The organism is uncultured Paracoccus sp., from assembly GCF_947487305.1.
Taxonomy (GTDB): Bacteria; Pseudomonadota; Alphaproteobacteria; order Rhodobacterales; family Rhodobacteraceae; genus Paracoccus.
In genome coordinates this window covers 1-26,751 of the sequence record NZ_CANKWH010000016.1, presented here as the reverse complement: position 1 = coordinate 26,751, position 26,751 = coordinate 1, and the positions used below count along the sequence as shown (strand labels likewise).

Annotated in this window: 34 protein-coding genes and 1 tRNA gene; 7 read left to right on the top strand and 28 right to left on the bottom strand. The window is 63.6% G+C overall.

Translation table 11 applies throughout. The features are described from left to right. The first annotated feature begins 158 nt into the window (after positions 1-158). Complete coding sequence (locus Q1A36_RS16700; protein ID WP_299846534.1) at positions 159-1,268, top strand: diguanylate cyclase; 1,110 nt, start codon at positions 159-161, stop codon at positions 1,266-1,268. 18 nt (positions 1,269-1,286) lie between these two features. Here Q1A36_RS16700 and Q1A36_RS16695 read toward each other — a convergent pair whose 3' ends face one another. Then, the gene (locus Q1A36_RS16695) at positions 1,287-3,119 is read right to left on the bottom strand and encodes an ABC transporter ATP-binding protein (protein ID WP_299846611.1); all 1,833 of its coding nucleotides are present in this window, start codon (positions 3,117-3,119) and stop codon (positions 1,287-1,289) included. 272 nt (positions 3,120-3,391) lie between these two features. On the opposite strand from Q1A36_RS16695, the gene Q1A36_RS16690 reads away from it, so the two are divergent. From Q1A36_RS16690 to Q1A36_RS16670, 5 genes are all read left to right on the top strand, one after another. Beyond that, positions 3,392-5,095, top strand: coding sequence for a peptide ABC transporter substrate-binding protein (locus Q1A36_RS16690; RefSeq protein ID WP_299846532.1), 1,704 nt, complete (start codon positions 3,392-3,394; stop codon positions 5,093-5,095). A gap of 78 nt (positions 5,096-5,173) precedes the next feature. Next, entirely contained in the window at positions 5,174-6,886 is a 1,713-nt protein-coding gene (locus Q1A36_RS16685) for a peptide ABC transporter substrate-binding protein (protein WP_299846530.1), read from the top strand. 122 nt (positions 6,887-7,008) lie between these two features. Further along, a complete protein-coding gene (locus Q1A36_RS16680) occupies positions 7,009-8,016 on the top strand; it encodes an ABC transporter permease (RefSeq protein WP_101754248.1) in 1,008 nt (335 codons plus the stop codon). Further along, the gene (locus tag Q1A36_RS16675; protein ID WP_299846529.1) at positions 8,009-9,004 is read left to right on the top strand and encodes an ABC transporter permease; all 996 of its coding nucleotides are present in this window, start codon (positions 8,009-8,011) and stop codon (positions 9,002-9,004) included. Before Q1A36_RS16680 ends, Q1A36_RS16675 begins: the two co-directional genes overlap by 8 nt. After that, on the top strand, positions 9,001-10,233 hold the full coding sequence (locus Q1A36_RS16670) for an MFS transporter (RefSeq protein ID WP_299846527.1): 1,233 nt from the start codon (positions 9,001-9,003) through the stop codon (positions 10,231-10,233). Before Q1A36_RS16675 ends, Q1A36_RS16670 begins: the two co-directional genes overlap by 4 nt. Positions 10,234-10,258: 25 nt before the next feature. Here the strand turns inward: Q1A36_RS16670 and Q1A36_RS16665 are convergent. Both Q1A36_RS16665 and Q1A36_RS16660 read right to left on the bottom strand, forming a co-directional pair. After that, positions 10,259-10,334: transfer RNA gene (locus Q1A36_RS16665), tRNA-Thr, on the bottom strand. A 4-nt stretch (positions 10,335-10,338) separates the two neighbouring features. Then, positions 10,339-12,060, bottom strand: coding sequence for an iron ABC transporter permease (locus Q1A36_RS16660; protein ID WP_299846525.1), 1,722 nt, complete (start codon positions 12,058-12,060; stop codon positions 10,339-10,341). An 88-nt stretch (positions 12,061-12,148) separates the two neighbouring features. Here Q1A36_RS16660 and Q1A36_RS16655 point away from each other — a divergent pair, with 88 nt between their 5' ends. Continuing rightward, entirely contained in the window at positions 12,149-13,024 is an 876-nt protein-coding gene (locus Q1A36_RS16655) for a hypothetical protein (protein ID WP_299846523.1), read from the top strand. A gap of 18 nt (positions 13,025-13,042) precedes the next feature. Here the strand turns inward: Q1A36_RS16655 and Q1A36_RS16650 are convergent, their stop codons facing one another. From Q1A36_RS16650 to Q1A36_RS16530, 25 genes are all read right to left on the bottom strand, one after another. Beyond that, entirely contained in the window at positions 13,043-13,336 is a 294-nt protein-coding gene (locus Q1A36_RS16650) for a hypothetical protein (RefSeq protein WP_299846521.1), read from the bottom strand. A gap of 159 nt (positions 13,337-13,495) precedes the next feature. Further along, complete coding sequence (rpmD, locus tag Q1A36_RS16645) at positions 13,496-13,684, bottom strand: 50S ribosomal protein L30 (RefSeq protein ID WP_101752479.1); 189 nt, start codon at positions 13,682-13,684, stop codon at positions 13,496-13,498. Between the two features lie 12 nt (positions 13,685-13,696). Further along, positions 13,697-14,263: a 30S ribosomal protein S5 gene (gene rpsE, locus Q1A36_RS16640; protein WP_101752480.1), complete on the bottom strand. Its 567-nt coding sequence runs from the start codon at positions 14,261-14,263 to the stop codon at positions 13,697-13,699. A gap of 113 nt (positions 14,264-14,376) precedes the next feature. Beyond that, complete coding sequence (gene rplR, locus Q1A36_RS16635) at positions 14,377-14,736, bottom strand: 50S ribosomal protein L18 (protein ID WP_299846518.1); 360 nt, start codon at positions 14,734-14,736, stop codon at positions 14,377-14,379. Between the two features lie 11 nt (positions 14,737-14,747). Beyond that, complete coding sequence (rplF, locus tag Q1A36_RS16630) at positions 14,748-15,281, bottom strand: 50S ribosomal protein L6 (RefSeq protein WP_299846516.1); 534 nt, start codon at positions 15,279-15,281, stop codon at positions 14,748-14,750. A 10-nt stretch (positions 15,282-15,291) separates the two neighbouring features. After that, positions 15,292-15,690 (bottom strand): 30S ribosomal protein S8, encoded by a 399-nt coding sequence (gene rpsH / locus Q1A36_RS16625; RefSeq protein WP_299846514.1) that lies wholly within the window; start codon positions 15,688-15,690, stop codon positions 15,292-15,294. A 10-nt stretch (positions 15,691-15,700) separates the two neighbouring features. Continuing rightward, positions 15,701-16,006: a 30S ribosomal protein S14 gene (rpsN, locus tag Q1A36_RS16620; RefSeq protein ID WP_299846512.1), complete on the bottom strand. Its 306-nt coding sequence runs from the start codon at positions 16,004-16,006 to the stop codon at positions 15,701-15,703. A gap of 19 nt (positions 16,007-16,025) precedes the next feature. Then, positions 16,026-16,586, bottom strand: a complete 561-nt coding sequence (gene rplE / locus Q1A36_RS16615; protein ID WP_101752484.1) for a 50S ribosomal protein L5 — start codon at positions 16,584-16,586, stop codon at positions 16,026-16,028. After that, positions 16,586-16,894, bottom strand: coding sequence for a 50S ribosomal protein L24 (gene rplX, locus Q1A36_RS16610; protein ID WP_299846509.1), 309 nt, complete (start codon positions 16,892-16,894; stop codon positions 16,586-16,588). The genes rplE and rplX overlap by 1 nt, the downstream gene beginning before the upstream one ends. Next, complete coding sequence (rplN, locus tag Q1A36_RS16605) at positions 16,894-17,262, bottom strand: 50S ribosomal protein L14 (RefSeq protein WP_090746457.1); 369 nt, start codon at positions 17,260-17,262, stop codon at positions 16,894-16,896. The genes rplX and rplN overlap by 1 nt, the downstream gene beginning before the upstream one ends. A gap of 72 nt (positions 17,263-17,334) precedes the next feature. After that, positions 17,335-17,580 (bottom strand): 30S ribosomal protein S17, encoded by a 246-nt coding sequence (gene rpsQ / locus Q1A36_RS16600; RefSeq protein WP_101752486.1) that lies wholly within the window; start codon positions 17,578-17,580, stop codon positions 17,335-17,337. A gap of 10 nt (positions 17,581-17,590) precedes the next feature. Next, on the bottom strand, positions 17,591-17,797 hold the full coding sequence (rpmC, locus tag Q1A36_RS16595) for a 50S ribosomal protein L29 (RefSeq protein WP_299846506.1): 207 nt from the start codon (positions 17,795-17,797) through the stop codon (positions 17,591-17,593). Between the two features lie 202 nt (positions 17,798-17,999). After that, the gene (rplP, locus tag Q1A36_RS16590) at positions 18,000-18,413 is read right to left on the bottom strand and encodes a 50S ribosomal protein L16 (protein WP_101752488.1); all 414 of its coding nucleotides are present in this window, start codon (positions 18,411-18,413) and stop codon (positions 18,000-18,002) included. A 12-nt stretch (positions 18,414-18,425) separates the two neighbouring features. Further along, the gene (rpsC, locus tag Q1A36_RS16585; RefSeq protein WP_101752489.1) at positions 18,426-19,136 is read right to left on the bottom strand and encodes a 30S ribosomal protein S3; all 711 of its coding nucleotides are present in this window, start codon (positions 19,134-19,136) and stop codon (positions 18,426-18,428) included. After that, positions 19,136-19,516 carry a 50S ribosomal protein L22 gene (gene rplV / locus Q1A36_RS16580; protein ID WP_299846504.1) on the bottom strand — a complete coding sequence of 127 codons (381 nt, stop codon included), beginning with the start codon at positions 19,514-19,516 and terminating at the stop codon, positions 19,136-19,138. The genes rpsC and rplV overlap by 1 nt, the downstream gene beginning before the upstream one ends. Positions 19,517-19,521: 5 nt before the next feature. Continuing rightward, positions 19,522-19,800 (bottom strand): 30S ribosomal protein S19, encoded by a 279-nt coding sequence (rpsS, locus tag Q1A36_RS16575; RefSeq protein ID WP_101752490.1) that lies wholly within the window; start codon positions 19,798-19,800, stop codon positions 19,522-19,524. A 3-nt stretch (positions 19,801-19,803) separates the two neighbouring features. Further along, a complete protein-coding gene (rplB, locus tag Q1A36_RS16570; protein WP_101752491.1) occupies positions 19,804-20,643 on the bottom strand; it encodes a 50S ribosomal protein L2 in 840 nt (279 codons plus the stop codon). 114 nt (positions 20,644-20,757) lie between these two features. Further along, a complete protein-coding gene (locus Q1A36_RS16565) occupies positions 20,758-21,054 on the bottom strand; it encodes a 50S ribosomal protein L23 (RefSeq protein ID WP_101752492.1) in 297 nt (98 codons plus the stop codon). After that, positions 21,051-21,671 carry a 50S ribosomal protein L4 gene (gene rplD / locus Q1A36_RS16560; RefSeq protein ID WP_101752493.1) on the bottom strand — a complete coding sequence of 207 codons (621 nt, stop codon included), beginning with the start codon at positions 21,669-21,671 and terminating at the stop codon, positions 21,051-21,053. The genes Q1A36_RS16565 and rplD overlap by 4 nt, the downstream gene beginning before the upstream one ends. Continuing rightward, positions 21,668-22,579: a 50S ribosomal protein L3 gene (rplC, locus tag Q1A36_RS16555; protein ID WP_299846499.1), complete on the bottom strand. Its 912-nt coding sequence runs from the start codon at positions 22,577-22,579 to the stop codon at positions 21,668-21,670. The genes rplD and rplC overlap by 4 nt, the downstream gene beginning before the upstream one ends. A gap of 10 nt (positions 22,580-22,589) precedes the next feature. Continuing rightward, positions 22,590-22,898 carry a 30S ribosomal protein S10 gene (gene rpsJ, locus Q1A36_RS16550; RefSeq protein WP_042247848.1) on the bottom strand — a complete coding sequence of 103 codons (309 nt, stop codon included), beginning with the start codon at positions 22,896-22,898 and terminating at the stop codon, positions 22,590-22,592. A 210-nt stretch (positions 22,899-23,108) separates the two neighbouring features. Next, positions 23,109-23,642 carry a hypothetical protein gene (locus tag Q1A36_RS16545; protein WP_299846497.1) on the bottom strand — a complete coding sequence of 178 codons (534 nt, stop codon included), beginning with the start codon at positions 23,640-23,642 and terminating at the stop codon, positions 23,109-23,111. Between the two features lie 252 nt (positions 23,643-23,894). After that, positions 23,895-24,689: a metallophosphoesterase gene (locus tag Q1A36_RS16540; RefSeq protein WP_299846495.1), complete on the bottom strand. Its 795-nt coding sequence runs from the start codon at positions 24,687-24,689 to the stop codon at positions 23,895-23,897. Next, complete coding sequence (locus tag Q1A36_RS16535; protein WP_299846493.1) at positions 24,686-25,639, bottom strand: diacylglycerol kinase family protein; 954 nt, start codon at positions 25,637-25,639, stop codon at positions 24,686-24,688. Before Q1A36_RS16535 ends, Q1A36_RS16540 begins: the two co-directional genes overlap by 4 nt. A 134-nt stretch (positions 25,640-25,773) precedes the next feature. After that, complete coding sequence (locus Q1A36_RS16530) at positions 25,774-26,469, bottom strand: alpha/beta hydrolase (RefSeq protein WP_299846491.1); 696 nt, start codon at positions 26,467-26,469, stop codon at positions 25,774-25,776. Between the last annotated feature and the right edge of the window lie 282 nt (positions 26,470-26,751).

Genomic DNA, 26,751 nt, shown 5'->3' with positions numbered 1-26,751 from the left:
GCAAAATTCCGCCGCTTCCGGGCACAAAATTAATCAATTAATTATTTGTTAACTCTCCTGACCCTAAACAGGGTGATCGGAAACGTTAACGAGGTCCATCCGGTCCGCCCTGTGGGCCCGGGCGGCAGTCAGGGGCCGTTGCCCGGAAAGCAGTCTGAATGATCGGCGATGCACTTGTGGTCCTCAACCAGTTCGGCCTCGTGTCGATCTGCTCGCTCATGGCGGGGGGTCTGATCCGTCGCACCGGGCCCGGCCATCTGCGCTCGACCCTGCTCGGGCTGATCTTCGGCATCGGTTGCTGCACCGCCATGCTGTCGCCGCTGCATCTGCAGGAAGGCGTCTTCTTCGACCTGCGCAGCCTGTTCATCGGTCTCAGCACCGGCCTTTTCGGGCTGGTCGCGGGAACCGCGACGGTCGTCGTGGCGATCCTGTTCCGGGTCCAGATCGGCGGCGATGGCGTGGTGATCGGCGTCTCGTCGATGGTGGTCAGTTTCGTCGTCTCGGTCGTCTGGCGCCGCGCCTTTGCCTCACTGGTCGAGCGGGATGCCGATGCGACGATCCCGTTGGCTCTGCTGGGCCTGTCGATGTCGGCCTATCTGGTCGTGGCGTTGATCTGGCCCGACTATTTCCTGCGCGCCCTCTCCCGTGGCTATCTGCATTATGTCGCCATCGGCAATGTCGTCGGCATGGTGTTCCTCGGCTCGCTGCTGATCGGTGCGCTGCGCACCATCTCGATGGAGCGCAAGTTCTCGCGTCTGGCGATGCGCGACCCGCTGACCGGGCTCTTGAATCGGCGCGGTCTCAGCGTCGCTTACGAGAAATGGCAGGCGGTGGCGCCCAGAGATGCGGGGGCGGTGGTCATCAGCGCCGATATCGACCAGTTCAAGGCCTTCAACGAAAGCCACGGTCATCAGGTCGGCGATCGCTGCCTGATCGCGGTGGCCGAGGCGATGCGCCGGGTCTTGCACAGCGGCGATCTGGCCGCCCGCGTCGGCGGGGACGAGTTCGTCATGATCCTGCGCGATGTCGCCCCCGAGGACAGCCGCCGGGTGATGGAGCGGGTCTGCCACCAGATTGCCGGCATCACCGTCGATCTGGGCGGCGGCACGCGCCTGCCGGTCACGCTGACCTTCGGCAGCCATTACGCCCGGTCGCAGGCCGCGCTGCAGGACGGGCTGAACCTGTCGGACCTGTTGATGATGAAGGAAAAACAGCAGCGCCGCGCGCCCGTCACGCATGGCAACCTGGCGGTCGTGGCCAGCGCCTGAGCCGGCGCCGACCCCTGCTCAGGAATGGGTGACGGGGTCGATCAGCACCCGGTGCCCCGGCGCGATCTCGCGATAGCGCGAGGGCTGGGCCTCGTAATCCACCGGATGCATGGGCGAGGGAATCGGCTTGAAGTTCAGATCCTCGCTGATCTTCTTCTCGCGCGGATCGGCCACCGGCACCGCCAGCATCAGCTGCCGGGTATAGCTGTGCTGCGGGTTTTCGAAGACCTGCTGGCGGGTGCCCATCTCGACGATGCGGCCAAGATACATGACGCCGACATAATGGCTGACACGCTCGACCACGGCCATGTCGTGGCTGATGAACAGCATCGAGATGCCCAGTTCCTGCTGCAACTCCATCAGCAGGTTCAGCACCTGCGCCTGCACCGAGACATCCAGCGCGCTGACGGCCTCGTCGGCAACGATCAGCTTGGGGTTCAGGGCAAGCGCGCGGGCGATGGCGATGCGCTGGCGCTGGCCGCCCGACATCTCGTGCGGATAGCGGCGCATGAAGCTGCGCGGCAGTTCCACCCGGTCAAAGAGGCCCGCGATCCGGTCCTGCCGTTCCGAGCGATTGCCGATGCCATAGTTCAACAGCGGCTCGGCCACCTGATCGTACAGCTTCATATGCGGGTCGAGGCTGGCGAAGGGATCCTGAAAGATCATCTGCATATCGCGCCGGGCCTTGCGCAGCCCGCCCTGCGACAGCGCCAGAATGTCCGTGCCATCCAGCGTCACGCTGCCCGATTCCGGCTCGACCAGCCGCAGGATCGATCGTGCCACCGTCGACTTGCCCGATCCCGATTCGCCCACCAGCGACATGGTCTCGCCGTTGTTGATGGTGAAGCTGACATCCTCGACAGCGTGGACCCGCGCGACCGTCCGGCGCAGCACCCCGCCCTTGACGGCAAAGCGCGTGGTCAGGTGTTCGACGTTCAACAGTGGACGCGGATCCTTGGAAATCACCGGCGCCGCCGCCTCGCGCGAGCCGTCGCGCATCAGCCGCATCGGCTCGGGTGCGGCCTTCCCGGTCATTTCCCCCAGCCGTGGAACGGCGGCCAGAAGCATCTTGGTATAGTCCTTTTGCGGCGCCTCGAAGATCTGCTCGACCGGCCCCTCCTCGACCTTGTCGCCGCGATACATGACCACCACCCGGTCGGCCATCTGCGCCACCACCGCCATGTCATGGGTGATGAACAGCACGGCGATCTGCTTTTCGCGCTTCAGCCGGTCGATCAGCGCCAGGATCTCGGCCTGGATGGTCACATCCAGCGCCGTGGTCGGCTCGTCGCAGATCAGGAGGCGCGGTTCGCAGGCCATGGCGATGGCAATGACCACGCGCTGGCGCATCCCGCCCGAGAGTTCATGCGGATACTGGTCCAGCCGCCGCTCGGGTTCGGGGATGCGGACCTGTTTCAGGATCTCCAGCGCCCGGGCGCGGGCCTGTTTCTTGTCCATGCCGCGATGGACCATCAGCCCCTCGGTCAGCTGATCGCCGACGGTGAAGACCGGGTTCAGCGCCGTCATCGGCTCCTGGAAGATCATGCCGATCTGGTTGCCGCGAATGTCGCGCATGACCGGCGAATTCTGCTTGGCAAGGTCGATCACCTCGCCATTGCCACGGTCGAACATCAGCTTGCCGTTTGTGATGGTCCCACCGCCGAATTCGACCAGCCGCATCAGGGACAGAGAGCTGACCGACTTGCCCGAACCGGATTCGCCCACCACACAGACGCATTCGCCCGGCTTGATGTCAAAGCTGATATCCTTGACGCCGACGACCACGCCATCGTTGGTTTCAAACTCGACGCGCAGTTTCTCAATGGAAACAAGGGGTTTTTCGTCCAGCATCGGCGTTCCCATCCATGATGATCGGCAGATGGTTAACGGGTCGGCCTCAAAAGTCAAACCTGAAACCCCGATCTGCTCAAACCGCAATTAAGCTTGATTTCCGAAACGGTCTCGGCTGAAACTGACCCCATTCCGCCCGCTCAACGAGGCCGGAAGGTGAACGCCAGGGGAGTGACGGCCATCGACGCCGCCAAGTCAGAACGACGCCACAAAGACGCGCGCCCTGCGTTTGACTGCCCGCTGACCGGGTTTTCCAACAAGGAGCTTGTTTCATGAAACTCAGAACCATCCTGCTGGGCGCCGCCGCAACCGCGGTCATGGCCCCCGCCGCCTTTGCCGAGCGCGGCACCGACGGACAGGTGAACATCATCTACTGGCAGGCGCCGTCGACGATGAACCCCTACCTGTCCTCGGGCACCAAGGACGTCGAAGCCTCGAGCCTGGTGCTGGAAGGGCTGGCCGGCTTCAACGAGAAGGGCGAGGTCATCCCGAAACTGGCGGCCGAGATCCCGAGCCTCGAGAACGGCGGCATCAGCGAGGATCTGAAATCGATCACCTGGAAGCTGCAGGAAGGGCTGAAATGGTCCGACGGCACGCCCGTCACCTCGGAGGATGCCAAGTTCACCGCCAGCTATTGCATCAACCCCGATGTGGGTTGCGCCCAGGCCGCGCGTTACGAGGGCATCGACAATATCGAGACGCCGGACGCGCTGACCATCAAGATCAACTTCAAGGAACCGCGTTCGAACCCCTTCACCGCCTTCACCGGCGCCACCTCGCCAATCCTGCAAAAGGCCCAGTTCGAGCCCTGCCTCGGCTCGAATGCCTCGAGCTGCACCGAGCAGAACTTCAACCCGATCGGCACCGGCCCCTTCCGCGTCACCGAGTTCAAGACCAATGACGTGGTGTCGCTGGAAGCCAACCCCGAATATCGCGATGCGTCGAAGCCGGCCTTCGCGACGGTGAACCTCAAGGGCGGCGGCGATGCCGCAGCGGCGGGCCGGGCGGTGCTGGAAACCGGCGAGTTCGACTATGCCTGGAACCTGCAGCTGGCACCCGACGTGCTGGCCAGCATGGAAGCCGCCGGCAAGGGCAAGCTTGTGACCGGCTTCGGCACGCTGGTCGAGCGGATCGAGATGAACCTGACCGACCCGTCCTCGAGCCTGCCCGAGGGCGAACGCTCGACCACCAAGCATCCGCACCCGATCCTGTCGGATGAAAAGGTCCGTCGGGCGCTGTCCATGGCCATCGACCGCACGCTGCTGACCGAAGTGGGTTACGGCACCGCTGGCCGCCCGACCTGCAACCTGGTGCCGGCGCCCGAGCTGTTCGCCTCGGACAATACCGACTGCATCCCGCAGGACATCGAGGGCGCCAAGGCGCTGCTGGAAGAGGCCGGCTGGACCGTCGGAGGCGACGGCATCCGCGAGAAGGACGGCATGAAGCTGAAGCTGCTCTACCAGACCAGCGTCAATGCCGTGCGCCAGGACTTCCAGGCGCTGGTCAAGCAGTGGTGGTCGGAAATCGGGGTCGATACCGAGCTGAAGACCGTCGATGGCTCGGTCTTCTTCGGCGGTGACGCGGGTTCGCCCGACACCTTCCAGAAGTTCTATGCCGACGTGGAAATGTACGCCAACAACTTCGACGGCACCGATCCCGAGCCCTACCTGGCGCAATATACCTGCGAGAAGATCCCCAGCCCCGAGGATCAGTGGCAGGGCGAGAACGTGAACCGTTTCTGCGACGAGGCCTATGACGCCAAGGTCGTCGAACTGGGCAAGACCGGCGAGATCGAGGCCCGCGCCACGCTGGCGAAACAGATGAACGACATGCTGACCAAGGACAGCATGGTCATCGTCCCGCTGGTCGATCGCGGTCGCGTCTCGGCGCATTCGAACACGCTTGGCGGTGTCATCCTGAACACTTGGGACAGCGAGCTGTGGAACGCCGCAGACTGGCATCGCGTCGCACAGTGATGCATCCTTGACCCGATGTGCGGCCCTGCGCCCAGCAGGGCCGCACAGTTTTTCGGAACCACAGGGAGGTATGATCCGATGACCAGACGAACCACGCAACTCTTCGCGGCAACCGCATTGGCCGGTATGGGCCTTGCAACAACCGCGATGGCCGAGCGCGGCAGCGATGGGCAGCTGAATCTGCTTCTGTGGCAGGCCCCTTCGACCCTGAATGTCTACCTGTCGACCGGCACCAAGGACATGCTGGCTTCGTCCCTGATCCTCGAGCCGCTGGCGGCATTCGCCCCCGATGGCAGCATCATCCCCCGGCTTGCGGCCGAGATCCCCAGCCTCGAAAATGGCGGCATCTCGGAAGACATGACCAGTATCACCTGGAAGCTGAAGGAAGGTCTTAAATGGTCGGACGGCACGCCGGTCACCGCCGATGATGTGAAATTCACCGCCGATTACTGCATGAATGATGAGGGTGGCTGTGCCCAGGCCGCCAAGTTCAGCGGCATCACCTCGATCGAAGCGGTCGATCCGCTGACCGTCAAGATCACCTATGACGGCCCGCGCCCCAATCCCTTCGACGCCTTTGTCGGCAGCCAGGCCCCGGTGCTGCAAAAGGCGCAGTTCGAATCCTGCATGGGAGCCGCCTCGGCCAGCTGCACCGCGCAGAATTTCGGCCCCATCGGCACCGGCCCCTTCCGCGTGACCGATTTCCGCACCAATGACGTGGCCTCGCTGGACGCCAATCCCGAATATCGCGAGGCCGACAAGCCCGCCTTTGCCACCGTGAACCTGAAAGGCGGCGGCGACAGTTCGGCGGCGGCGCGGGCGGTGCTGGAGACCGGTGAATATGACTATGCCTGGAACATCCAGATCGCGCCCGACGTGCTGGACGGGATGCTGGCCGCCGGCAAGGGCAAGCTCGAGGTCGATTTCGGCGCCACGGTCGAGCATATCAAGCTGAACATGACCGACCCCTCGTCGAGCCTGCCCGAAGGCGAACGCTCGACGCTGGCCCATCCGCACCCGATCCTCTCGGATGTGAAGGTCCGTCGGGCGCTGTCCATGGCGATCGACCGTCAACTGCTGAACGAGATCGGCTATGGCGATACCGGCCGCGCGACCTGCAACATGGTCCCCGCCCCCGAGATCTTCGCCGCCGACAATCCCGACTGCCTGACGCAGGACATCGAAGGCGCCAAGGCGCTGCTGGACGAGGCCGGCTGGGTGCCGGGCGGCGACGGCATCCGCGAGAAGGACGGTCAGCGCCTAAAGATGCTGTTCCAGACCTCGGTGAATCCGGTGCGTCAGGACTTTCAGGCGCTGATCAAGCAGTGGTGGACCGAGATCGGCGTGGAGACCGAGCTGAAGACCATCGATGCCAGCGTCTTCTTTGGCAGCGATCCCGGCTCGCCCGACACGCTGGTCAAGTTCTATGCCGATGTCGAGATGTACACGGATGTCTATGACGGCACCGATCCGGGCAGCTTCCTGTCCGAACATACCTGCGCCTCGATCCCCAGCCCCGAGAACCAGTGGCAGGGCGAGAACGCCGCCCGCTTCTGCAGCGAGACCTTCGACGCGATGTCGGTCGAGATGGGCAAGACGGCCGGGCTCGAGGCACGGGCGGAGCTGGCCAAGACGATGAACCTTATGCTGACCCGCGACGAGATGGTGCTGCTGCCGCTGATCGCGCGGGGCCGCGTCTCGGTCAGCTCGAATGCGCTGGCTGGTGTCCAGATGAACGCTTGGGACAGCGAGTTCTGGAATGTCGCCGACTGGTCGCGCGCGGCCGAATAACATGAAACAGGCGATCCGCGGACGGCAAGAAGCCGCGGATCGCATGACACTGGGGGTGGTCTGATGAACGGAACCAAAGACATGAGGCATGGGTCACGACCCCGGATGCGGAGGGCGTGGCGATGCTGAACTTCACCATTCGTCGGACCCTGCTGGCCATTCCGACCTTGCTGTTCATCTCGCTGGTGATCTTCCTGCTGCTGGAAGCCTCGCCCGGCGATCCGCTTGGCGATGTGCCGCTGACCGTGCCGCCGGAAGTCAAGGAACGGATGCGCGAGGCGCTTGGCCTCGGGCAGGCTTGGTACATCCGCTATGTGCTGTGGCTGAAGCAGTTCTTCTGGGTCGAGCCGCTGCACTGGTTCGATCAGGTCTTCGGCACCAGCTACAGCGCCGGGATGCAGCGGGTCATCAGCTTCCAGTCGCGCAGCCCGGTCTTTGACGTGATCGCGCAGCGCGTGCCGCAGACCCTGACCGTGGTCGGCATGTCCTACGTGATCGGCGTGCTGATCGCGATCCCGATCGGGATCATCTCGGCCTACAAGCAATACAGCTGGTTCGACCAGCTGGGCACCTTCGTGTCGATGGTCGGCTTCTCGATGCCGACCTTCTTCACCGGGGTGGTGCTGATCATCATCTTCGGGGTCAAGTTGCAATGGTTCCCCTCGATCTATGACACCACCCATGTGGTCAGGGACTGGCCCAGCTTCCTTGTGCAGGTGAAGCAGATGGTCATGCCGGTGACGGTTCTGGCGCTCTACAACGCCGCGCAGATCAGCCGCTTCATGCGTGCCTCGATGCTGGACAACCTGAACCAGGATTACGTCCGCACCGCCCGCGCCAAGGGCCTGTCGGAAAAGACCGTGGTGCTGAAACACGTGCTGAGAAACAGCCTGATCCCGGTGGTCACGGTCATCGCGCTGGGGCTGCCCGCGGTCTTTGGTGGTGCCATCATTACCGAGCAGGTGTTCAAGGTGAACGGGCTTGGCCAGCTTCTGATCTCGGCCATCCATGCCAACGACATTCCGATGGTGCTGACCCTGACCTTCATCTTCGCCATCCTGATCGTCGCTTTCACCCTGATCGCCGATATCGTCTATGGCCTTCTAGACCCGCGGATCCGCTATGACTGAGACCGAACGCCAGCAGCAGCTGGACACCGCCGAGCTGGTCGCCGAGACCGCCGGCCCCGCCCCGGTCACCGGTGAGCTGCCGCCGAACAACCCGGTCCATGCCGACGGCGAGACGCGCAGCCAGTGGCTGGACGTGTGGCGCCAGTTCCGCAGCCATACCGGCGCCATGGTCGCGCTGGTCCTGTTCCTCGGCGTGATCCTGTTCGTCACCATCGGGCCGCTGATCTGGACCATCGACCCGACCTATGTGGACATCCGCGCCCGCAACAGCGGCTTCACCGCTGCCCATCCGCTTGGCACCGATCAGTTGGGCCGCGACTTGCTGGCCCGGCTGATGTCGGGCGGGCGGGTCTCGATCGCGGTGGGGCTGACGGCGATGACGCTGGCCATCACCTTGGGCAGTTTCATCGGGGTCATGTCGGGCTATTTCCGCCGCCTCGACGCGCCCCTGATGCGCATGACCGAGCTGTTCCTGGCCCTGCCTCTTCTGCCGCTCTTGCTGCTGATGGTCACGCTCTTCCGCGAGCCGCTGTCGCAGACCTTCGGCCCGGCCATGGGGATCTTCCTCCTGATCGTCACCGCCATCGGCGCGACCAGCTGGATGCAGTCGGCGCGCATCGTGCGGGGCGAGGTGCTGGGCCTGAAGGAGCGCGAGTTCATCCTGGCTGCCAAGTCCATCGGCACACCGCCCCGGCGGATGATCCTGCGGCATATTCTGCCGAACGTCCTGTCGCCGATCATGGTGGCCGCGACGCTGGGGATCGCCACGGCGATCATCACCGAAAGCGCGCTCAGCTTCCTCGGTCTCGGATTCCCGCCCGACTTCCCGACCTGGGGGCGGCTGCTCTTTGACGCGGTGGACCAGATGGTGCTCTATCCGTGGCGGGTGATCCTGCCGGGGCTCTTCATTTCGCTGACGGTGCTCTGCGTGAACTATATCGGCGACGGCCTCCGCGACGCGATGGACCCGCGCATCCGCGGCCGGTGAGCGTCTCTGCGACCCTGCCAGCGCCCGCAACCGGGCGCTGGCGCGCCTTGGCGCTGATCTGCGCGGCGGTGGTGCTGTCGATGACGCCGTGGTTTTCCGCCACCGCGATCCTGCCGGAACTCAGCGCCCGCTGGCAGATGGACGAGGTGACGGCTTCGTGGATGACCATTGCCGTGCAGCTGGGCTTTGTCACCGGCGCGCTGGGGCTGACCGTCACCGGCCTTGCCGACCGGCTGCCGATGCGGCGGCTGATCGGCTGGTCGGCCTGCACGGCGGGCCTCTGCAACCTCGCCCTGCTGGCCGCGCCGGGACCGGGCAGCGCGACGCTGCTGCGCTTCCTGACCGGCATGGCGCTGGCCGGGGTCTATCCGCCCGCAATGAAGCTGGTGACGACATGGTTCATCGGCGGGCGCGGTCTGGCGCTTGGCATGGTGACGGGTGCGCTCACCTTTGGCTCGGCCTTTCCCCATCTGGTCCGCGCCGCCAGCGCCGGGCTGGACTGGCGGGTTGTGGTCGTCATCACCTCGGGCGCCGCGCTCGCCTCGGCGCTGATGGTGGCGCTGATCGTGCGCGAAGGGCCGCATGGCTATGTCCCCGCCGCCTTCAGCCTGTCCGAGCTGAAGAACATCGTCCTGAACAAACCCCTGATGCTCGCCAATACCGGCTATTTCGGCCATATGTGGGAGCTTTATGCCATGTGGGGCTGGTTTCTTGCCTTCGCCTCCGGCGCGCTGGCGCAGGCGGGACTGGGTGGCGCGCTGGCCTCGTGGCTGACCTTCTGGGTGATCGCGGCGGGTGCCGTCGGCTGCGTTGCCGGCGGCTGGCTGGCCGACCGGATCGGGCGGACCGCGACCACGGCGACCATGCTCATCCTCTCGGGCGGTTGCGCCGCGCTGATCGGCTTTGCCTTCGCCGGTCCGGGCTGGCTGCTGGTCATTCTGGCGCTGGTCTGGGGTTTTACCATCGTGGCGGATTCGGCCCAGTTCTCGACCATGGTTACCGAGCTGTCCGAGCGCCGACTGGTCGGCACCGCGCTGGCCTTCCAGATGGGCGTGGGCTTTGGCCTGACCGTTATCACCCTGCGGCTGATGCCGGCCTTCGCGCAGTGGATCGGCGGCTGGCAATGGGCCTTCGTGCTGCTGGTTCCCGGCCCGGTGATCGGCGCGGCCGCGATGCTCTGGCTGCGCCAACTGCCCGAGGCCGGCCGCATCAATGGCGGGCGGCGTTAGGCTATCTGGTCAGAGACAGGATTTTTGGTGCCGGTTGCAGGAATCGAACCCGCGACCTTCTGATTACAAATCAGCTGCTCTACCTGCTGAGCTAAACCGGCCTTGTCACTGGGCCTCGGGTGCCGCCGACACTGCTGCGATAGCGCGAGACGGGCCACGACGCAAGCCAAGGTTCGCCCGAGCCAGCAGCGCCACGGCGACGAGGCCCACGCCCACGACCAGCAGCGCGGCGGGCGAGGCATTGCCCAGATCCTCGAGGCTGGCCTTTTCATGCACCCGCGTCGCCAGCGTCTCGTAGTTGAAGGGGCGCAGCAGCAGCGTGGCGGGCAATTCCTTGGTGCAATCGACGAACACCAAGAGCAGCGCCGAGCCGACCGAACCTTTCATCAGCGGCAGCAGCACATCACGCAGCACCCCGCGCGCGTCACGCCCCAGCGAGCGCGCGGCCATGGGCAGCGAGGGCGGAATGCGGGTAAAGGCGCCGTCCACCGCGCCTTGGGCGATGGCAAAGAAGCGCACGATATAGGCAAGGATGATGGCGAAGCCGGTGCAGGTCATCAGAAGACCGGGATCGGTGCCGGTCAGCGCCAGCCACGCATCGGCCACGCGGTGATCCAGCGCCGCCAGCGGGATCAGGATGCCCACCGCCAGCACCGCGCCGGGCGCGGCATAGCCGATGGTGGTGATCGGCAGCAGCAGCCGCGGCAGGCGACGGTTCGACAGCCGGACGCCATAGACCATGATCAGCGCCAGCAGCACCGCCAGCACCGAGGCCGCCGCGCCAAGCGACAGCGTGTGCCACAGCGCACTGCCCAGACCCGGCGTCAGCCACCCCTGCGGATAGGACAGCGCATAGCGACCGATGATCGCCACCGGCATAACGAAGCCGAGGGCAAAGGGAATGGCGCAGGCGATGAAGGCCGCCCAGCCCTTCAGCCCGGACAACCGCTGCCGGATGATCGGGCGGCTGTGCCGCGCGCTCTGGTGATAGCGTGCATGGCTGCGGCTGATCCGCTCCCACACCGCCAGAAGCGCGATGATCAGCAGGATGACGCAGGCGATCTGCGCCGCGCCTCCGGCATTGCGGGCCTCGAGCCAGGTGGTGAAGATGCCGGTATTCAGCGTCTGGATGCCGAAATAGCTGACGACGCCGTAATCGGCCACGCTTTCCATCATGGCGATGGCCGAACCGGCGACAATCGCCGGGCGCGCCAGAGGCAGGCCGACGCGCCAGAACAGACGCCAGGGGCCGGTGCCAAGCGCGCGAGCGACCTCGTAGGCGCCGGCAGATTGTTCATGCAGCGCGGCGCGGGTCAGCAGGTAGACATAGGGGTAAAGCGCCGCCGACAGGACCAGCACCGCCGCCCAACGGGAATGGATCGCCGGGAACCAGTAGTCCCGTGCCGAGGTCCAGCCAAAGGCCTCGCGCAGGGCGATCTGCACCGGCCCGGAATAGTCGAGGAAATCCGACAGCGCATAGGCACCGATATAGGCCGGCACCGCCAAGGGCAGCAGCAGCAGCCATTCCAGCCCGCGCCGCCCCGGAAAATCGAAGATCGAGACCAGCCAGGCCGCCCCGGTTCCCATCGCCGCCGACAGAAGCCCGGTGCCAAGCGCAAGGATCAGCGTGTTGAGCCCGTAGCGCGGCAGGGTGGTCGAGACGAGATGGGGCCAGATGTTCTCGCTGGGGAACAGCGCCATCCAGCCCACCGCCAGAACCGGCATCAGCACCAGCGCCGCGATCAGCACGGAAGCCGCCGACCAGCCCCAGCCGCTGCCATGCCGCAGGGACTCGGAGCCGGTTGGGTTTCGCGGGTGTCTGGCCATGCGGGCGGGTTACAGCAAAGCGGTTTCCCTGTCCACGAATGCTGGCTAATGTACCGCAAAAGTTGAGCAATCGGGCAGGCAGGGCAGGATGCAGATCGTCTATCACATGCGCGTACACGGCACCGACGACGACCGCATGGTCAAGTCGCTGCTGATGAACCGCGACTGGCTGCATCAGAACGATACCGAGGTGCTGACGCCGAACCGCCTGCGCGGGGTGCTTGATGAGTCACTGGCGGCGCTGCAGGGCGGCAGCGCGACCCCGGCGATGGAGCAGATCATGCTGGACGCGATACTGGAAAGCGACCATCCCGAGCGGGTGATCTGCTCGATCCCCGGCTTTATCGGCGCGATGTCCAAGGTGGTGGCACCCGAAGGCCTTTATCCAGCAGCGCCCGCGCGCATGGCTGCGATGGCGAACCTCTTTCCCAGCAGCGAGACCGAATTTTTTCTGGCACTGAAGAACCCGGTGACGCTGCTGCAGGCGCTCTACACCCTGACACCCGGGCGCAGTTACGACCAGATGATGCAGGGCATCGACCTTTCCACGCTGCGATGGGCGCCGACAGTCCGACGCATGGTGCAAAGCCTGCAGGGCCGGCGGCTGGTCCTCTGGCGCAACGAGGACGGGCCGCTGGTCTGGCCCGAGATCGTCCGGCTGGTAGCGCAGATGCCGATCGAGGCGCCGCTGAATGAAGGTCTGGCGCCGGTCTACGACCTGCTCAGCGATGCCGGGCGCGACAGCCTTGCCAAGGCCATGGCCGAGCGGGATCAACTGTCTATCGCCGCCCGGCGTGATCTGTGCATTGCGCATCTGGCGCAGCACGCCCTGTCCGGTCGGGTCGAAGAGATCGTCACCCTGCCTGGCTGGACGCAAGAGATGGTCGACGAGATGACCCGCCAGTATCACGCCGACATCGCCGAAATCGCCGTCCTGCCCGGTGTCGAATTCGTGATCCCTTAGGTCCGGCCCCTACCCTGTTCAGCAGCGTCCGGAGAAGCTGAGGCCACCGCCAGACATGGGCTGGATATCGATGGCGCGCGGTCGTCTGCCACCGCATTCCATGCTGGCCGCCTGTGCCTGCACTTCCTCGCGGGTCCAGGCCGATCCTGCGCGACCGCGAAAATTACCGCCCCCCATCGTGTCGATGGTCAGCTCGTTCGGTTGCGGCTGGCCCGGAGTGACCTGCACGGGCGCACGCTGCGCGGGCCCCGTGGGCGCGGCGCAGCCCGCCAGCAACGCCAGCGTGCCGAGGGCGATGATCGTCATCTTCATTACTCGTCTCTCCCCGTCTGCCTCATGGGGCCGAGGTTCCCTTGCCCGGCCTCACGGGTCAAGCGGTGTTCTGCGCCACGCGCTTCCGGCGCACGACACAGCAAAACGCCCCGGCCTTGCGGACGGGGCGTTTCGATTTCCGAACTAACGGGGCTGGGATCAGCCGCGCTCTTCGATGATGACGGCCAGATGCGGGATCTTGGCGACCATGCCGCGGATCGCAGGGGTGTCCTGCAACTCGCGGGTGCGGTTCATCTTGTTCAGCCCGAGGCCCTTCAGCGTCTCGCGCTGGATGGCGGGGCGACGGATCGGCGAGCCGATCTGCTTGACGACGATGGTTTTTGCCATTGCAGCCTCTCCTTACGCTTCGACAGCGGCGTCAGCCGGCTTGTCGTTGGTGCCCAGGATGTCGGCCACTTTCTTGCCGCGACGCTGCGCGACCGAACGGGGGCTGGCTTCGGCTTTCAGACCGTCCAGCGTGGCGCGGATCATGTTGTAGGGGTTCTGCGACCCCAGCGACTTGGCCACGACGTCCTGAACGCCCAGCATCTCGAACACGGCACGCATCGGACCACCGGCGATGATCCCGGTCCCCGGAACGGCGGTGCGCATCACCACGCGGCCCGCACCATGGCGGCCCTCGATGTCGTGATGCAGCGTGCGGCCATCGCGCAGCGGCACGCGGACCATGTTGCGCTTCGCCTGCTCGGTCGCCTTGCGGATCGCCTCGGGAACCTCTTTGGCCTTGCCCTTGCCGAAGCCGACACGACCACGCTGATCGCCGACAACCACGAGAGCTGCAAAGCCAAAGCGCTTGCCGCCCTTTACGGTTTTCGACACGCGGTTGATCGCGACCAGACGATCGGCGAATTCCGGGGTTTCCTCGCGCTCTTCGCGGCGGCCCCGACGGTTTTCACGTTCTGCCATAAGGCATTCCTTCTTATCTGGCGCATCAACCGCGCCGTAAATGTCAATCCAGGTGGGCCACCCGCAAAGGCAGCCCCCGGATCATCGGGGTGGCGAAACCGCCACCCGCAGGATCAGAACTTCAGACCGCCTTCGCGGGCTGCGTCGGCCAAAGCCTTGACCTTGCCGTGGAACAGGAAACCGCCGCGGTCGAAGTAGACTTCTTCCACGCCGGCCTTCTTGGCCCGCTCGGCAATCGCCGCGCCGATCTTGGCGGCGGCTTCGACGTTGTTCTTGCCCACCAGACCGAAGTCCTTCTCGAGCGTGCTGGCCGAAGCCAGGGTCACGCCCTGAGCATCGTCGATCAGCTGGACGCTGATGTTCTTCGACGACCGGTGAACCGACAGACGCGGGCGGCCATTGGCCTCGGCCCGCAGTTTGTTCCGCACGCGCAGGCGGCGCTTCTGGAACAGCTCTTGCTTTTTCAGTGCCATTTTCGCGCCCCTTACTTCTTCTTGCCTTCTTTGCGGAAGACATACTCGCCCTTGTAGCGAATACCTTTGCCCTTGTAGGGCTCGGGCTGACGCCACTCGCGGATGTTCGCGGCTACCTGGCCGACCAGCTGCTGGTCGATGCCTTCCACCACGATCTCGGTCTGCTTCGGCGCGGTGATCGTCACGCCCTCGGGCGTTTCGAAGTTCACCTCGTGGCTATAACCCAGCGACAGCTTCAGGGTCTTGCCCTGCATCGCGGCGCGGTAACCCACACCCTGGATCTCCAGCTCGCGCTTGAAGCCTTCCGACACGCCCGTTGCAAGGTTCGCCACCATGCTGCGGGTCATGCCCCACTGCTGGCGCGCACGCTTGCTGAGGCCGCGCGGTTTCACCGAGACAGCACCCTCTTCCAGCACCAGATCGACATCGTCGGTCGCGGTGAAGGAACGCGAGCCCTTCGGACCTTTGACCTCGATGGTCTGGCCCTTGATTTCCGCCGTCACGCCCTTGGGCAGTTCGACCGGTTTTTTACCAATACGAGACATCCTGCCCTCCTTAGAACACGGTGCAGAGGACTTCGCCGCCAACATTGGCGTTGCGAGCCGCTGCATCCGTCATCACGCCTTTCGGCGTCGAGACGATGGAGACGCCCAGACCCTGACGGACCTGCGGGATTTCCGTGGCGCCGGCATAGACGCGGCGACCGGGCTTCGACACCCGAGCCAGCTCGCGGATGACCGGAGTGCCGTCATGGTACTTCAGGCCGATTTCCAGCTCTTTGTGGCCCTCGGGCGTGGTCACTTCTTCATAACCACGGATGTAGCCTTCGGATTTCAGCACATCCAGAACCCAGGCGCGCAGTTTCGAGGCGGGCGTACGGACGGTCGATTTGCCGCGCATCTGCGAGTTGCGGATACGGGTCAGCATATCGCCGAGAGGATCGTTCATGTTCATTTTCGCCCCCTTACCAGCTGGATTTCACCAGGCCGGGGATCTTGCCGTTCGAGCCGAGCTCGCGCAGCATGATCCGCGACAGTTTCAGTTTGCGGTAATACGCGTGCGGACGACCGGTCAGTTGGCACCGGTTGTGCAGACGCGTGGCCGAGCTGTTGCGCGGCAGTTCCGCGAGCTTCAGCGAGGCCTTGAAACGCTCTTCCATCGGAAGGTCCTGGTTGCGGACGATTTCGTTCAGGGCAGCGCGCTTGGCGGCGTATTTCTGGACCAGCTTCTCGCGCTTCAGTTCGCGCTCGATCATGGATTTCTTAGCCATATCTTCTTTCCCTCCGCGATCAGCTGTTGAACGGCATGTTGAAAGCCTTCAACAGCGACTTCGCTTCCGCGTCGGTCTTCGCGGTGGTGCAGATGATGATGTCCATCCCCAGAACTTCGTCGACCTTGTCGAAGTTGATTTCCGGGAACACGATCTGTTCCTTCAGGCCCATGGCATAGTTGCCGCGGCCGTCGAAGGAGGTGCCTTTCACGCCGCGGAAGTCGCGGACGCGGGGCAGCGCGATGTTGATCAGGCGATCGAGGAATTCATACATCCGGTCGCCGCGCAGCGTGACCTTGGCGCCAAGCGGCATTTCCTCGCGGACGCGGAAGCCGGCGATCGAGTTCTTCGCCTTGGTGATGACAGCCTTCTGGCCAGCGATCAGCGACAGTTCCTCTGCGCCCTGCTTGACCTTCTTGGTGTCTTTCACGGCTTCGCCGATGCCCATGTTCAGGACGATCTTGTCCAGACGCGGGATCTGCATGTCGTTCTTGTAGCCGAATTCTTCTTTCAGCGCGGCCCGGATCTGCTCGCGGAACAGCGTTTTCAGGCGCGGCGTGTATTTCGATTGGTCCAGCATCAGATCACGTCTCCCGTGGTCTTGGCGAAACGGACCTTGCTGCCGTCTTCTTCCACGCGGAAGCCGACGCGGGTCGCTTTGCCGTTCTTGTCCAGCAGCGACAGGTTCGACAGGTCGATCGGCATTGCGACCGGCACACGGCCGCCCTGGCTGGACTGGGTTTGCTTGCGGTGACGGATGGCAATGTTCACGCCATCGACCACGGCCTTGTTCTCTTTCGGGAACACGGCGGTGATTTCACCCTGACGGCCCTTGTCCTTGCCGGCAAGGACGACGACCTTGTCGCCTTTTTTCAGCTTGGCAGCCATCACAGCACCTCCGGAGCGAGCGAGATGATCTTCATGAAGTTCTTCGCACGCAGTTCGCGCACGACCGGCCCGAAGATACGGGTGCCGACCGGTTCGCCCTGGTTGTTCAGGATGACGGCGGCGTTGCGGTCGAAGCGGATCGAGGTGCCGTCTTCACGCGTGACTTCTTTTGCGGTGCGCACGACGACGGCCTTGCGGACGTCACCTTTCTTCACGCGACCCCGCGGGATGGCTTCCTTGACGGATACGACAATGATGTCGCCCACCGACGCATAGCGACGGTGCGAACCACCCAGGACCTTGATGCACTGAACTCGGCGAGCGCCGGAGTTGTCAGCAACATCCAGATTGGTCTGCATCTGGATCATTTGGTTACTCCCGACCTTTGGGGACTTACTCTTACAGCCCCAGGGTTTCGATCAAACTGGATCAGGAAGCGCTCAGGACTGAGCAGCTTCCTCCGTCAGAACGGTCCAGCGTTTCGTCTTCGAGATCGGCGCGCATTCGATGATGCGAACGGTGTCACCGATCTTGAATTGGTTGTCCGCGTCATGCGCCCGATATTTCTTGGACGAACGGACGATCTTGTGCAGCACCGGATGCTTGAAGCGACGCTCGACCAGAACCGTGACGGTCTGCTCGTTCTTGTCGCTGGTCACCGTGCCTTGCAGGATGCGTTTGGGCATGGCGGCCTCCTTACTGCTGGGCGGCCGCGTCGGCGGCCTTCTGGTTCAGAATGGTTTTCACCCGCGCGACGTCACGACGGACGGCACGCATGCGGGCGGTCGATTCGATCTGGCCGGTGGCCTGCTGGAAGCGAAGATTGAACGCTTCCTTTTTCAGCGCGATCAGCTGGTCTTTCAGCTGGTCGGGCGTCTTGTCTTTCAGGTCTTGCGCTGTCATGCGCCTCTTCCTTTCAACATCACCGGAGAGCCCCGGTCATACCGGGCCACCCTGATTCCGGTGGAGTTTCGTGATGAAGGCCTGCCCATACCCCCCAAAGGCCAGTCTTGCAAGGGGTTTTCGGGCCGATCCTGCGGAAAAGCCTGACCCCGCCAGTTGCCCGGCGGGGTCTTTCGTTGCCTGCGCTGTCAGCGCAAGATTCTTACCAGTCAGCGCGCTCGACGATGCGGCACTTGATCGGCAGTTTCATCGCGCCGAGGCGCAGGGCCTCGCGGGCGACGGTGTCGTTCACGCCGTCGATCTCGAACATGATCCGGCCCGGGTGCACGCGGGCAGCCCAGAAATCGACCGAGCCCTTGCCTTTACCCATCCGCACTTCCGTCGGCTTGCCGGTGACCGGCAGGTCCGGGAAAATCCGGATCCAGACCCGGCCCTGACGCTTCATGTGGCGGGTGATCGCGCGGCGGGCCGCTTCGATCTGGCGGGCGGTGACGCGCTCGGGTTCAGTGGCCTTCAGGGCATAATGGCCGAAGTTCAGGTCGAAACCGCCCTTCGCCTCGCCGTGGATCCGGCCCTTGAACTGTTTGCGGAACTTCGTCCGTTTCGGTTGCAGCATTGTATCTACTCCTTACCGGGCGTCGCGACGCGGGCCACGGGGCGCCGGACCTTCCTGGGCCTCGGCGGCCTTGCGGTCGCGAGCCTGCGGATCATGTTCCATGATCTCGCCTTTGAAGATCCAGACCTTCACGCCGATGATCCCATAGGGGGTCGTGGCTTCGGACAGCGCATAGTCGATGTCGGCACGCAGCGTGTGCAGCGGCACGCGGCCCTCGCGGTACCATTCGGTCCGCGCGATTTCCGCACCGCCAAGACGACCGGCGACGTTCACCCGGATACCCAGGGCGCCCATGCGCATGGCGTTTTGCACGGCACGCTTCATCGCGCGACGGAACGAGACCCGACGCTCGAGCTGCTGGGCGATCGACTCGGCCACCAGCTGGGCGTCCAGCTCGGGCTTGCGCACTTCGACGATGTTCAGGTGCAGTTCCGAATCGGTGAACTTTGCGACTTTCTTGCGCAGAGTCTCGATGTCGGCGCCCTTCTTGCCGATGATGACGCCCGGACGCGCAGCGTGAATGGTCACGCGGCACTTCTTGTGCGGACGCTCGATGATGACGCGGCTGATGCCGGCCTGCTTGGCTTCCTTGTGGATGAAGTCCCGAATCTTCAGGTCTTCCAGCAGCAGATTGCCGTAATCCTTGTCATCCGCGTACCAGCGGCTGTCCCAGGTGCGGTTGACCTGGAGGCGCATCCCGATGGGGTTAACCTTCTGACCCATTACGCTTGCTCCTCGACTTGACGCACCTTGATGGTGATTTCCGAAAACGGCTTCATGATCTTGCCATAGCGGCCACGTGCCCGCGGACGGCCACGCTTCATCACCAGGTTCTTGCCGACCCAGGCTTCGGCGACGATCAGGCTGTCGACGTCGAGACCGTGGTTGTTCTCGGCGTTGGCGATGGCCGACTGAAGGCATTTCTTCACGTCACCGGCGATGCGCTTGTGCGAGAAGGTGAGGTCGGCCAGGGCCTTGTCAACCTTCTTGCCGCGGATCAGCTGAGCCACGAGGTTCAGCTTCTGCGGCGAGGTGCGCAGCATCTTCGTTTTCGCGAACGCTTCGTTCTCTGCCACGCGGCGCGGATTCTGTTCCTTACCCATGACGATTACTTCCTCTTGGCTTTCTTGTCCGCCGCGTGACCGTAATAGGTGCGCGTGGGCGAATATTCACCGAATTTCTGGCCGATCATCTCTTCCGACACGTTGACCGGAATGTGCTTGTGACCGTTGTAGACCCCGAAGGTCAGGCCAACGAATTGCGGCAGGATGGTCGAGCGACGCGACCAGATCTTGATAACGTCCGACTTGCCCGCCTCGCGAGCTTTCTCGGCCTTGCGAAGCACATAGGCGTCGACAAAAGGCCCCTTCCAAACAGAACGTGCCATTGATTAACGCCCCTTCTTCTTCGCGTGACGCGACCGCAGGATGTACTTGTCGGTCGCCTTGTTCGAGCGAGTCTTCTTGCCCTTGGTGTCCTTACCCCAGGGCGTGACCGGCGTACGGCCACCCGAGGTACGACCCTCACCACCACCATGCGGGTGGTCGATCGGGTTCATGGCGACACCGCGGACCGAGGGACGGATGCCCTTGTGGCGGTTCCGGCCGGCTTTACCGAGGTTCTGGTTCGAGTGGTCGGCATTCGACACAGCGCCGATCGAGGCGATGCATTCCTGGCGGACCAGACGCAGCTCGCCCGAGCTGAGGCGGATCTGGGCATAGCCACCGTCGCGGCCGACGAACTGGGCATAGGTGCCAGCCGAACGGGCGATCTGGCCACCCTTGCCGGGCTTCAGCTCGACGTTGTGGACGATGGTGCCGATCGGCATGCCGCTGAAGGGCATGGCGTTGCCGGGCTTCACGTCGACCTTGGCGCCGGCGATGACGCTGTCACCCACGGCCAGACGCTGCGGCGCGAGGATATAGGCCTGCTCGCCGTCTTCGTACTTCACCAGCGCGATGAAGGCGGTGCGGTTGGGATCGTATTCGATCCGCTCGACCGTGGCGGCCACGTCGAACTTGTTGCGCTTGAAATCGACGATGCGATACAGGCGCTTTGCCCCGCCGCCCTGGCGGCGCATGGTGATCCGTCCGGTGTTGTTCCGACCGCCCTTCTTGGTCAAACCCTCGGTGAGGGATTTGACCGGACGCCCTTTCCAAAGCTCCGAACGGTCGATCAGAACCAGCCCGCGCTGGCCAGGCGTCGTCGGTTTATACGACTTCAATGCCATCTTTCTGTCTTCCGTTGCTTTGGACCTGCCCCACGTTCTCGAAGCAAGGGTCCGTTTCAGTCAAAAGTCACGCGGCCCCCGTTTTCACAGGGGCCGCACATCAGCGGCTACCTATCAGAGTCCCGTCGAGACGTCGATGGTGTTGCCTTCTTCCAGCGTCACATAGGCTTTCTTGACGTCGCTGCGGACACCTTTGATGCCCTTGAAGCGCTTGGTCTTGCCCTTGGTGATGGTGGTGTTGACCGCCTTCACCTTCACACCGAACAGCGCCTCGACCGCAGATTTGATCTCGGGCTTGCTGGCCGACTTGGCAACCTGGAAGACAACGCCGTTGTTGTCCGAGGTCATGGTGGCCTTCTCGGTGATGATCGGCTTGACGATCACGTCGTAATGTTCAGCTTTCGCGCTCATTTCAGGCGAGCCTCCAGAGCTTCGACGCCCGCCCGCGTGATCACCAGCGTGTCGCGCTTCAGGATGTCATACACGTTTGCGCCCATCGACGGCAGCACATCGACGCCCTCGACATTGCGGGCGGCGCGGGCAAAGCCCTCGTTCACTTCCGCACCGTCGATGATCAGGACGCGCTTCCAGCCGTTCTCGCGAACCGCCTTGGCGACGACCGAGGTCTTGGCATTGGCCAGATCGAGATTGTCGATGATGACCAGCTCGCCCGCGGTGGCCTTGGCCGACAGCGCGTGCTTCAGACCCAGAGCCCGGACCTTCTTGGGCAGGTCAAAGGCGTGGCTGCGCGGGGTCGGGCCCTTGTAGACACCACCCTTGCGGAAGATCGGCGCCTTGCGCGACCCGTGGCGAGCGCCGCCGGTGCCCTTCTGGCGATAGATCTTCTTGGTCGAGTAGCTGACCTCGGACTTGCCCAGCACCGAGTGCGTCCCGGCCTGTGCCTTGGCGTGCTGCCAGCGCACGACGCGCTGCAGCAGGTCGCCGCGCGGCTCCAGCCCGAAGATCTCGTCGCTGAGATCGATCGAACCGGCTTTGCCGGTTTCCAGCTTGATCACATCGAGTTTCATTTATCTTCTCCTTCCGGAGCATCGCCTTTGGCCGCGTCATCGGCCTTGTCGGCAACCGGATCGGCATTCGGATCTGCAGCTTCCTTGTCGGCAGCGATCGAGGCTTCGGCCTCGGCCAGCGCCGCAGCTTCCTGCTCGGCGGCCAGACGGGCGGCTTCCTCGCGGGCGGCTTCTTCCTCGGCGGCAGCAGCGGCAGCAGCTTCCTCGGCCAGTCGCTTGGCTTCGGCAGCAGCCGATTTCAGCGCGGCGGGGTAGATCAGGTTCTCGGGCGTCGCTTTCTTCACGGCGTCCTTGACAGTGACCCAGCCACCTTTCGAACCCGGAACCGAACCCTTGACCATGATCAGGCCACGGTCGGCATCGGTCTTGATAACCTGCAGGTTCTGCGTGGTGACGCGAACGGCACCCAGATGACCCGCCATTTTCTTGCCCTTGAACACCTTGCCGGGGTCCTGGCACTGGCCGGTCGAACCATGCGAACGGTGGCTGATCGACACGCCGTGCGAGGCGCGCAGACCACCGAAGTTGTGGCGCTTCATCGCACCCGCAAAACCTTTACCGATCGAGGTGCCGGCGATGTCCACGAACTGACCTGCGAAGTAATGGTCAGCGGTGATCTCTTCACCAACCTTGATCAGGTTTTCTTCGGCGACGCGGAATTCCGCGATCTTGCGCTTGGGCGCGACCGAGGCTTTCGCGAAATGGCCACGCAGCGCCGCAGTGGTGCGCTTGGCCTTGGCTTCACCAGCGCCCAGCTGGACGGCGGTATAGCCGTCACGCTCGATGGTGCGCTGATCAACAACTTGCAGGCCGTCCAGTTGCAGGACGGTGACGGGGACCTGACGGCCGTCTTCCAGGAACAGCCGGGTCATGCCCAGCTTCTTGGCGATAATACCGGTACGCAGCATGTTCGCCCCCTCAGACCTTGATCTCGACATCCACGCCAGCGGCGAGGTCGAGCTTCATCAGGGCGTCAACAGTCTGCGGGGTCGGATCGACGATGTCCAGCAGACGCTTGTGGGTACGGATTTCCCACTGGTCACGCGATTTCTTGTCGATGTGCGGGCCGCGCAGAACGGTGAATTTCTCGATCTTGTTCGGCAGCGGAATCGGGCCGCGAACGGTCGCGCCAGTGCGCTTGGCGGTGTTGACGATCTCCTGGGTGCTGGCGTCCAGAACCCGATAGTCAAACGCCTTCAGCCGAATCCGGATGTTTTGGCTTTGCATAGTCATCCCTCTTGCGGGGAGTTCCAGTTGAGAGGCTGACGACACCCCATGTGGCGCCAGCGTCGAACCGTATAACAAAATTGCAAGGCCGCCCCCATAGCGGGCGGCCCTGACAATGGCAACCGATTCCTTGAGGAAGGGCTGCGATGCGCGGCTTATGGCTTGACGGTTGGGTGGTGTCAAGCCTCGCAAAAGCGAACCAAGGACTAACTAGACTTTCACAGGATTCCGAATTGCCGAGGCGTGAACCGCTTTGATCCGTTTCTCAAGTTCATGTAGCAAATCAGCTTTCCACGGCTCCATAGTCTTGTTTGGGCCGGCCAGAAACGAGAACTTTAGGCTTCCGACGTGCACATTGCTAAAAGAGTTGGTTCGGTGCTCGAGGGGCACGAAGTAAGCTGTGGGAGCAGTGATAGAATAGGTTACCTTCCTGCCATCCCGCTCAACCGCCGGGCGACCGTTTGCCAGAGTTGCGTCCTCATACCAGCCTACGATGTGGAGTCCGGTTTTGCTCGGCTCCTTCGCAACGAATATTACAGTCCATCCGTCGTTCTCATCGTTCCTTGCTGTGTCGACTATGCCTGACGGCGGCACGTAACCATAATAAACGCCGTCGTAAGGAGCGAAGGTATATCGCTCAGCACCGTCGGCATCCTGTAGGTAGTCGAAATTTCCGGCTACCTCGCGCCCTTGGTACGCCTCCGACCAACCAAATTTCACTAACAAGACTTTTTCGAAGTTCATTCCCTACTCCTCGTAAACTAAACACCACGGGTTAAAGCACGCAGCCACAGTCACTTATCACTATATTTCGCATGGTCGTAGAGAAAGAACCATCACCTGCGCTTTGGCCGCCGGTTAAGTGTCATCCTCGACCGTTCATCTTCAGTATCTCCATGCTCAGCATCTTCCACCTCGGCTCTCGCCCAGGGCAACCGCCCCGACCGATCTCGAGCATCACAAACCAACACTTTTCCTCCGTCAGAATTTGGGCGATCAGCCTCCCGCTGTGCGCCAACCATTTTGCCCGTAGATGAACTGCAACAGCTCCGGCGCCCGGAACCCGGCCTCGTCCATCGGCGCGATATGCCGCTCGATCCGAAGGTCGTCGCCGTCGACCTCCAGCACCGCGAACTCGTTCTGCCGGTCGTCCAGCCTTGCGCAAAGCGCAGTGCCGGCCTGGATCTGCAAGAGATGCGGATGACCCAGTTCCAGCAGCGAGCCTACCGCCCAGAGATGCAGATGCCCGGTCAGCGCGATCCTGACCCCCCCCGCCTCGAAGCGCGCCAGCGCCTCGGGCGCGCGGCGGGCCAGTTCCTTGTCGACCTGCGGCAGTTGCTGCAGCGGATGATGCAGCGCCACGATATTCACGGCCAGCGCGTCGAGACTGCCAAGCACCCGGCCAATGTCGTCCTCATGCACCACGCCGCGCTGCCAGGCAAAGGGATCGACGCTGTTGATGCCATGCACCCGCGCCCAGCCCGCCGCCCCGGTCGGCGCGCGGTCGGGGCTGATCGCCTCGTCGTAATCCGCATAGGGCCGCAGGAAGCGCACCGGGATATTGTAAAGCGGCACGTCATGATTGCCCGGCACCGCCATGTGCGGCGCGGTGAGGCGGGCGAGGAACTCGGCGGCCTGCCGGAACTGGCCGGGGCGGCCGCGATGGGTCAGATCCCCCGTTACCACGACCAGATCGGCGCCAGAGCCATTCACGCGCTCCAAGAGCGGCTCGACCAGATCCTCGCGATGAAAGCCGAAATGCAGGTCGGAGAGATGCGCGATGCGGGTCACGCCTCGGCCTCCGCAGTCTTGTTGGTGCCATCCGCCGGCAGCAGCACCTTCAGCGCCTCGTGCCGCACCTTCAGATGCAAAGGCGAGGCCATGGCGGATTTCTCGCCGTCATGGGCAACCAGTTGCCGGCGCTTCTTCGGCGTCTCGATGGTCAGCTCGTCAGTCTGGATCAGGTCGAAATCATTGTCCTGGGCCGAGAACCCCAGCGCCAGCCGCAGGGCCGAGCGCATCAGCGGCAGCGGCTTGCGGGCCTTGGCGATCAGCACGGCGAATTGCCCGTCACGGATCGCATCGGCGCCTTCCAGCCCGAAGCTTTCCAGCTGATAGGCACTGCGCGCAACGAAGACGAGCGCGGTGGTGAAATGCTGCTCTTCCCCGTCAACCCTCGCGGTCAGCGACATCGGGCGGCGCAGCCGGCGCATCGCAACCAGCACCGACCAATAGGCCGCAATGCGCGAGCGCCCCCAGCGGCGATAGATGCTTTCGCGGGTCTTCAGGATATGCGGATAGATGCCGAGGCTGACATTGTTCAGAAAGACCAGCCCCTCGATCTCGCCGATATCCACCGTCTCGACGCGGGCGTCGAGGATCGTCTCCAGCGCGGGTTCCAGATCTTCGCCGACGCCAAGATCGCGGGCGAAATAGTTGAACGTCCCGGCCGGCAGCACGCCCATGACGACATCGGTATCGGCCAGCACCCCGGCCACCGCCGATTGCGTGCCGTCCCCGCCAGCGGCGATGATAACGTCAAAGCCGTCATCGACCGCCTTGCGGGTCAGATCGACGATATCGCTGCCCTTCGCCGTCTTGCGCAGGTCGAACTCTGCGCAGGCCGGTTCCAGCGCCTCGCGGGTCGTTGTGGCATAGCTGTCGTCGTCCTTGCTGCCCGAACCGAGGTTCAGGATCACGCAAACCCGGCTCTGCGACAGATCGAATGGGGTGTCCGTCATGGTGTCCTGCTCTGCTTGTGTCGGGACATAACACGCCCGGACCGCGAGGGTTGCACGCGTCGGAACAGAGGCCCCGCCAAACGAAAGGGGCCGCCCCTCTCGGGACGGCCCCTCCTGTCAATGCGATCGGCTGATCAGTAGCCGGATTCGCTCGAGGCCTCGTCGATCAGGTCGGCGATCTCTTCGGGATGCGAGGCCAGCGAGGCATGGCTGGCGGCCAGTTGCACCAGGTTCTTCGGGTTCATCCGCTCGGCCATCATCTTCTGATTGTCCGGGTGGATCATGTGGTCATGGGTCGACAGCTGGTACCAGCAGGGCTTGGCCTTCCAGGCCGGCGCGGTGACATTGTCGCCGAAGGTGCTGGCCAGCGGCGCCTTCTGCGTCACCGCCATGACCAGCGCGTCAGCTTCGGGCAGATCCTGGCAGAAGCTCTCGTGGAACTTGTCCTGCTTGATCCACAGGTAGCCGTCGCTGTCCGGAGCGAGGTTCGGGAAGGCCACGGGCGGATGCGCCTGGCTGATGGCGCCGGGGCTTTCGCCGGCATCGGGTGCAAAGGCCGCGACATAGACCAGACCCTTGACGTTGGGCAGATCGCCCATCTCGGTGATGACCGCTCCGCCATAGGAATGGCCGACAAGGATCACCGGGCCGTGGATCTGCTTGACCATCTTGCGCGTCCGCTCGGCGTCATCGGCCAGCGAGGTCAGCGGGTTCTCGACGGCGTGGATGTCTTTGTAACCGCGCTTGTGCAGCTCCTTGATGACGCCGGCCCAATGGGCGGCACCGCCCCAGAAGCCGTGGACAAGAACGATTGCGGGTCTTTGCGGCATGGTCTCCCCTTCCGGATCATGACGTGATTCTAGTATTATTGCTCAGGCACGAATTGGCCTGCAGGCCAGACTGCACGATCTGCAGAAGTTCCGAAAGGTATTAGCAAATATTTATTTGGTATCGCTACCATACCCAAGAGTAAGCCCGTCCCGCCACGAAAAAGGCCGCCCCTTTCGGGACGGCCTCTCATCTCTCACGCTCGTACGTCAGATCACTTGATGATCTTCGACACCACGCCGGCGCCGGCCCGATCCGCGGTTTCCGCGGACGGTCCCGTTTCC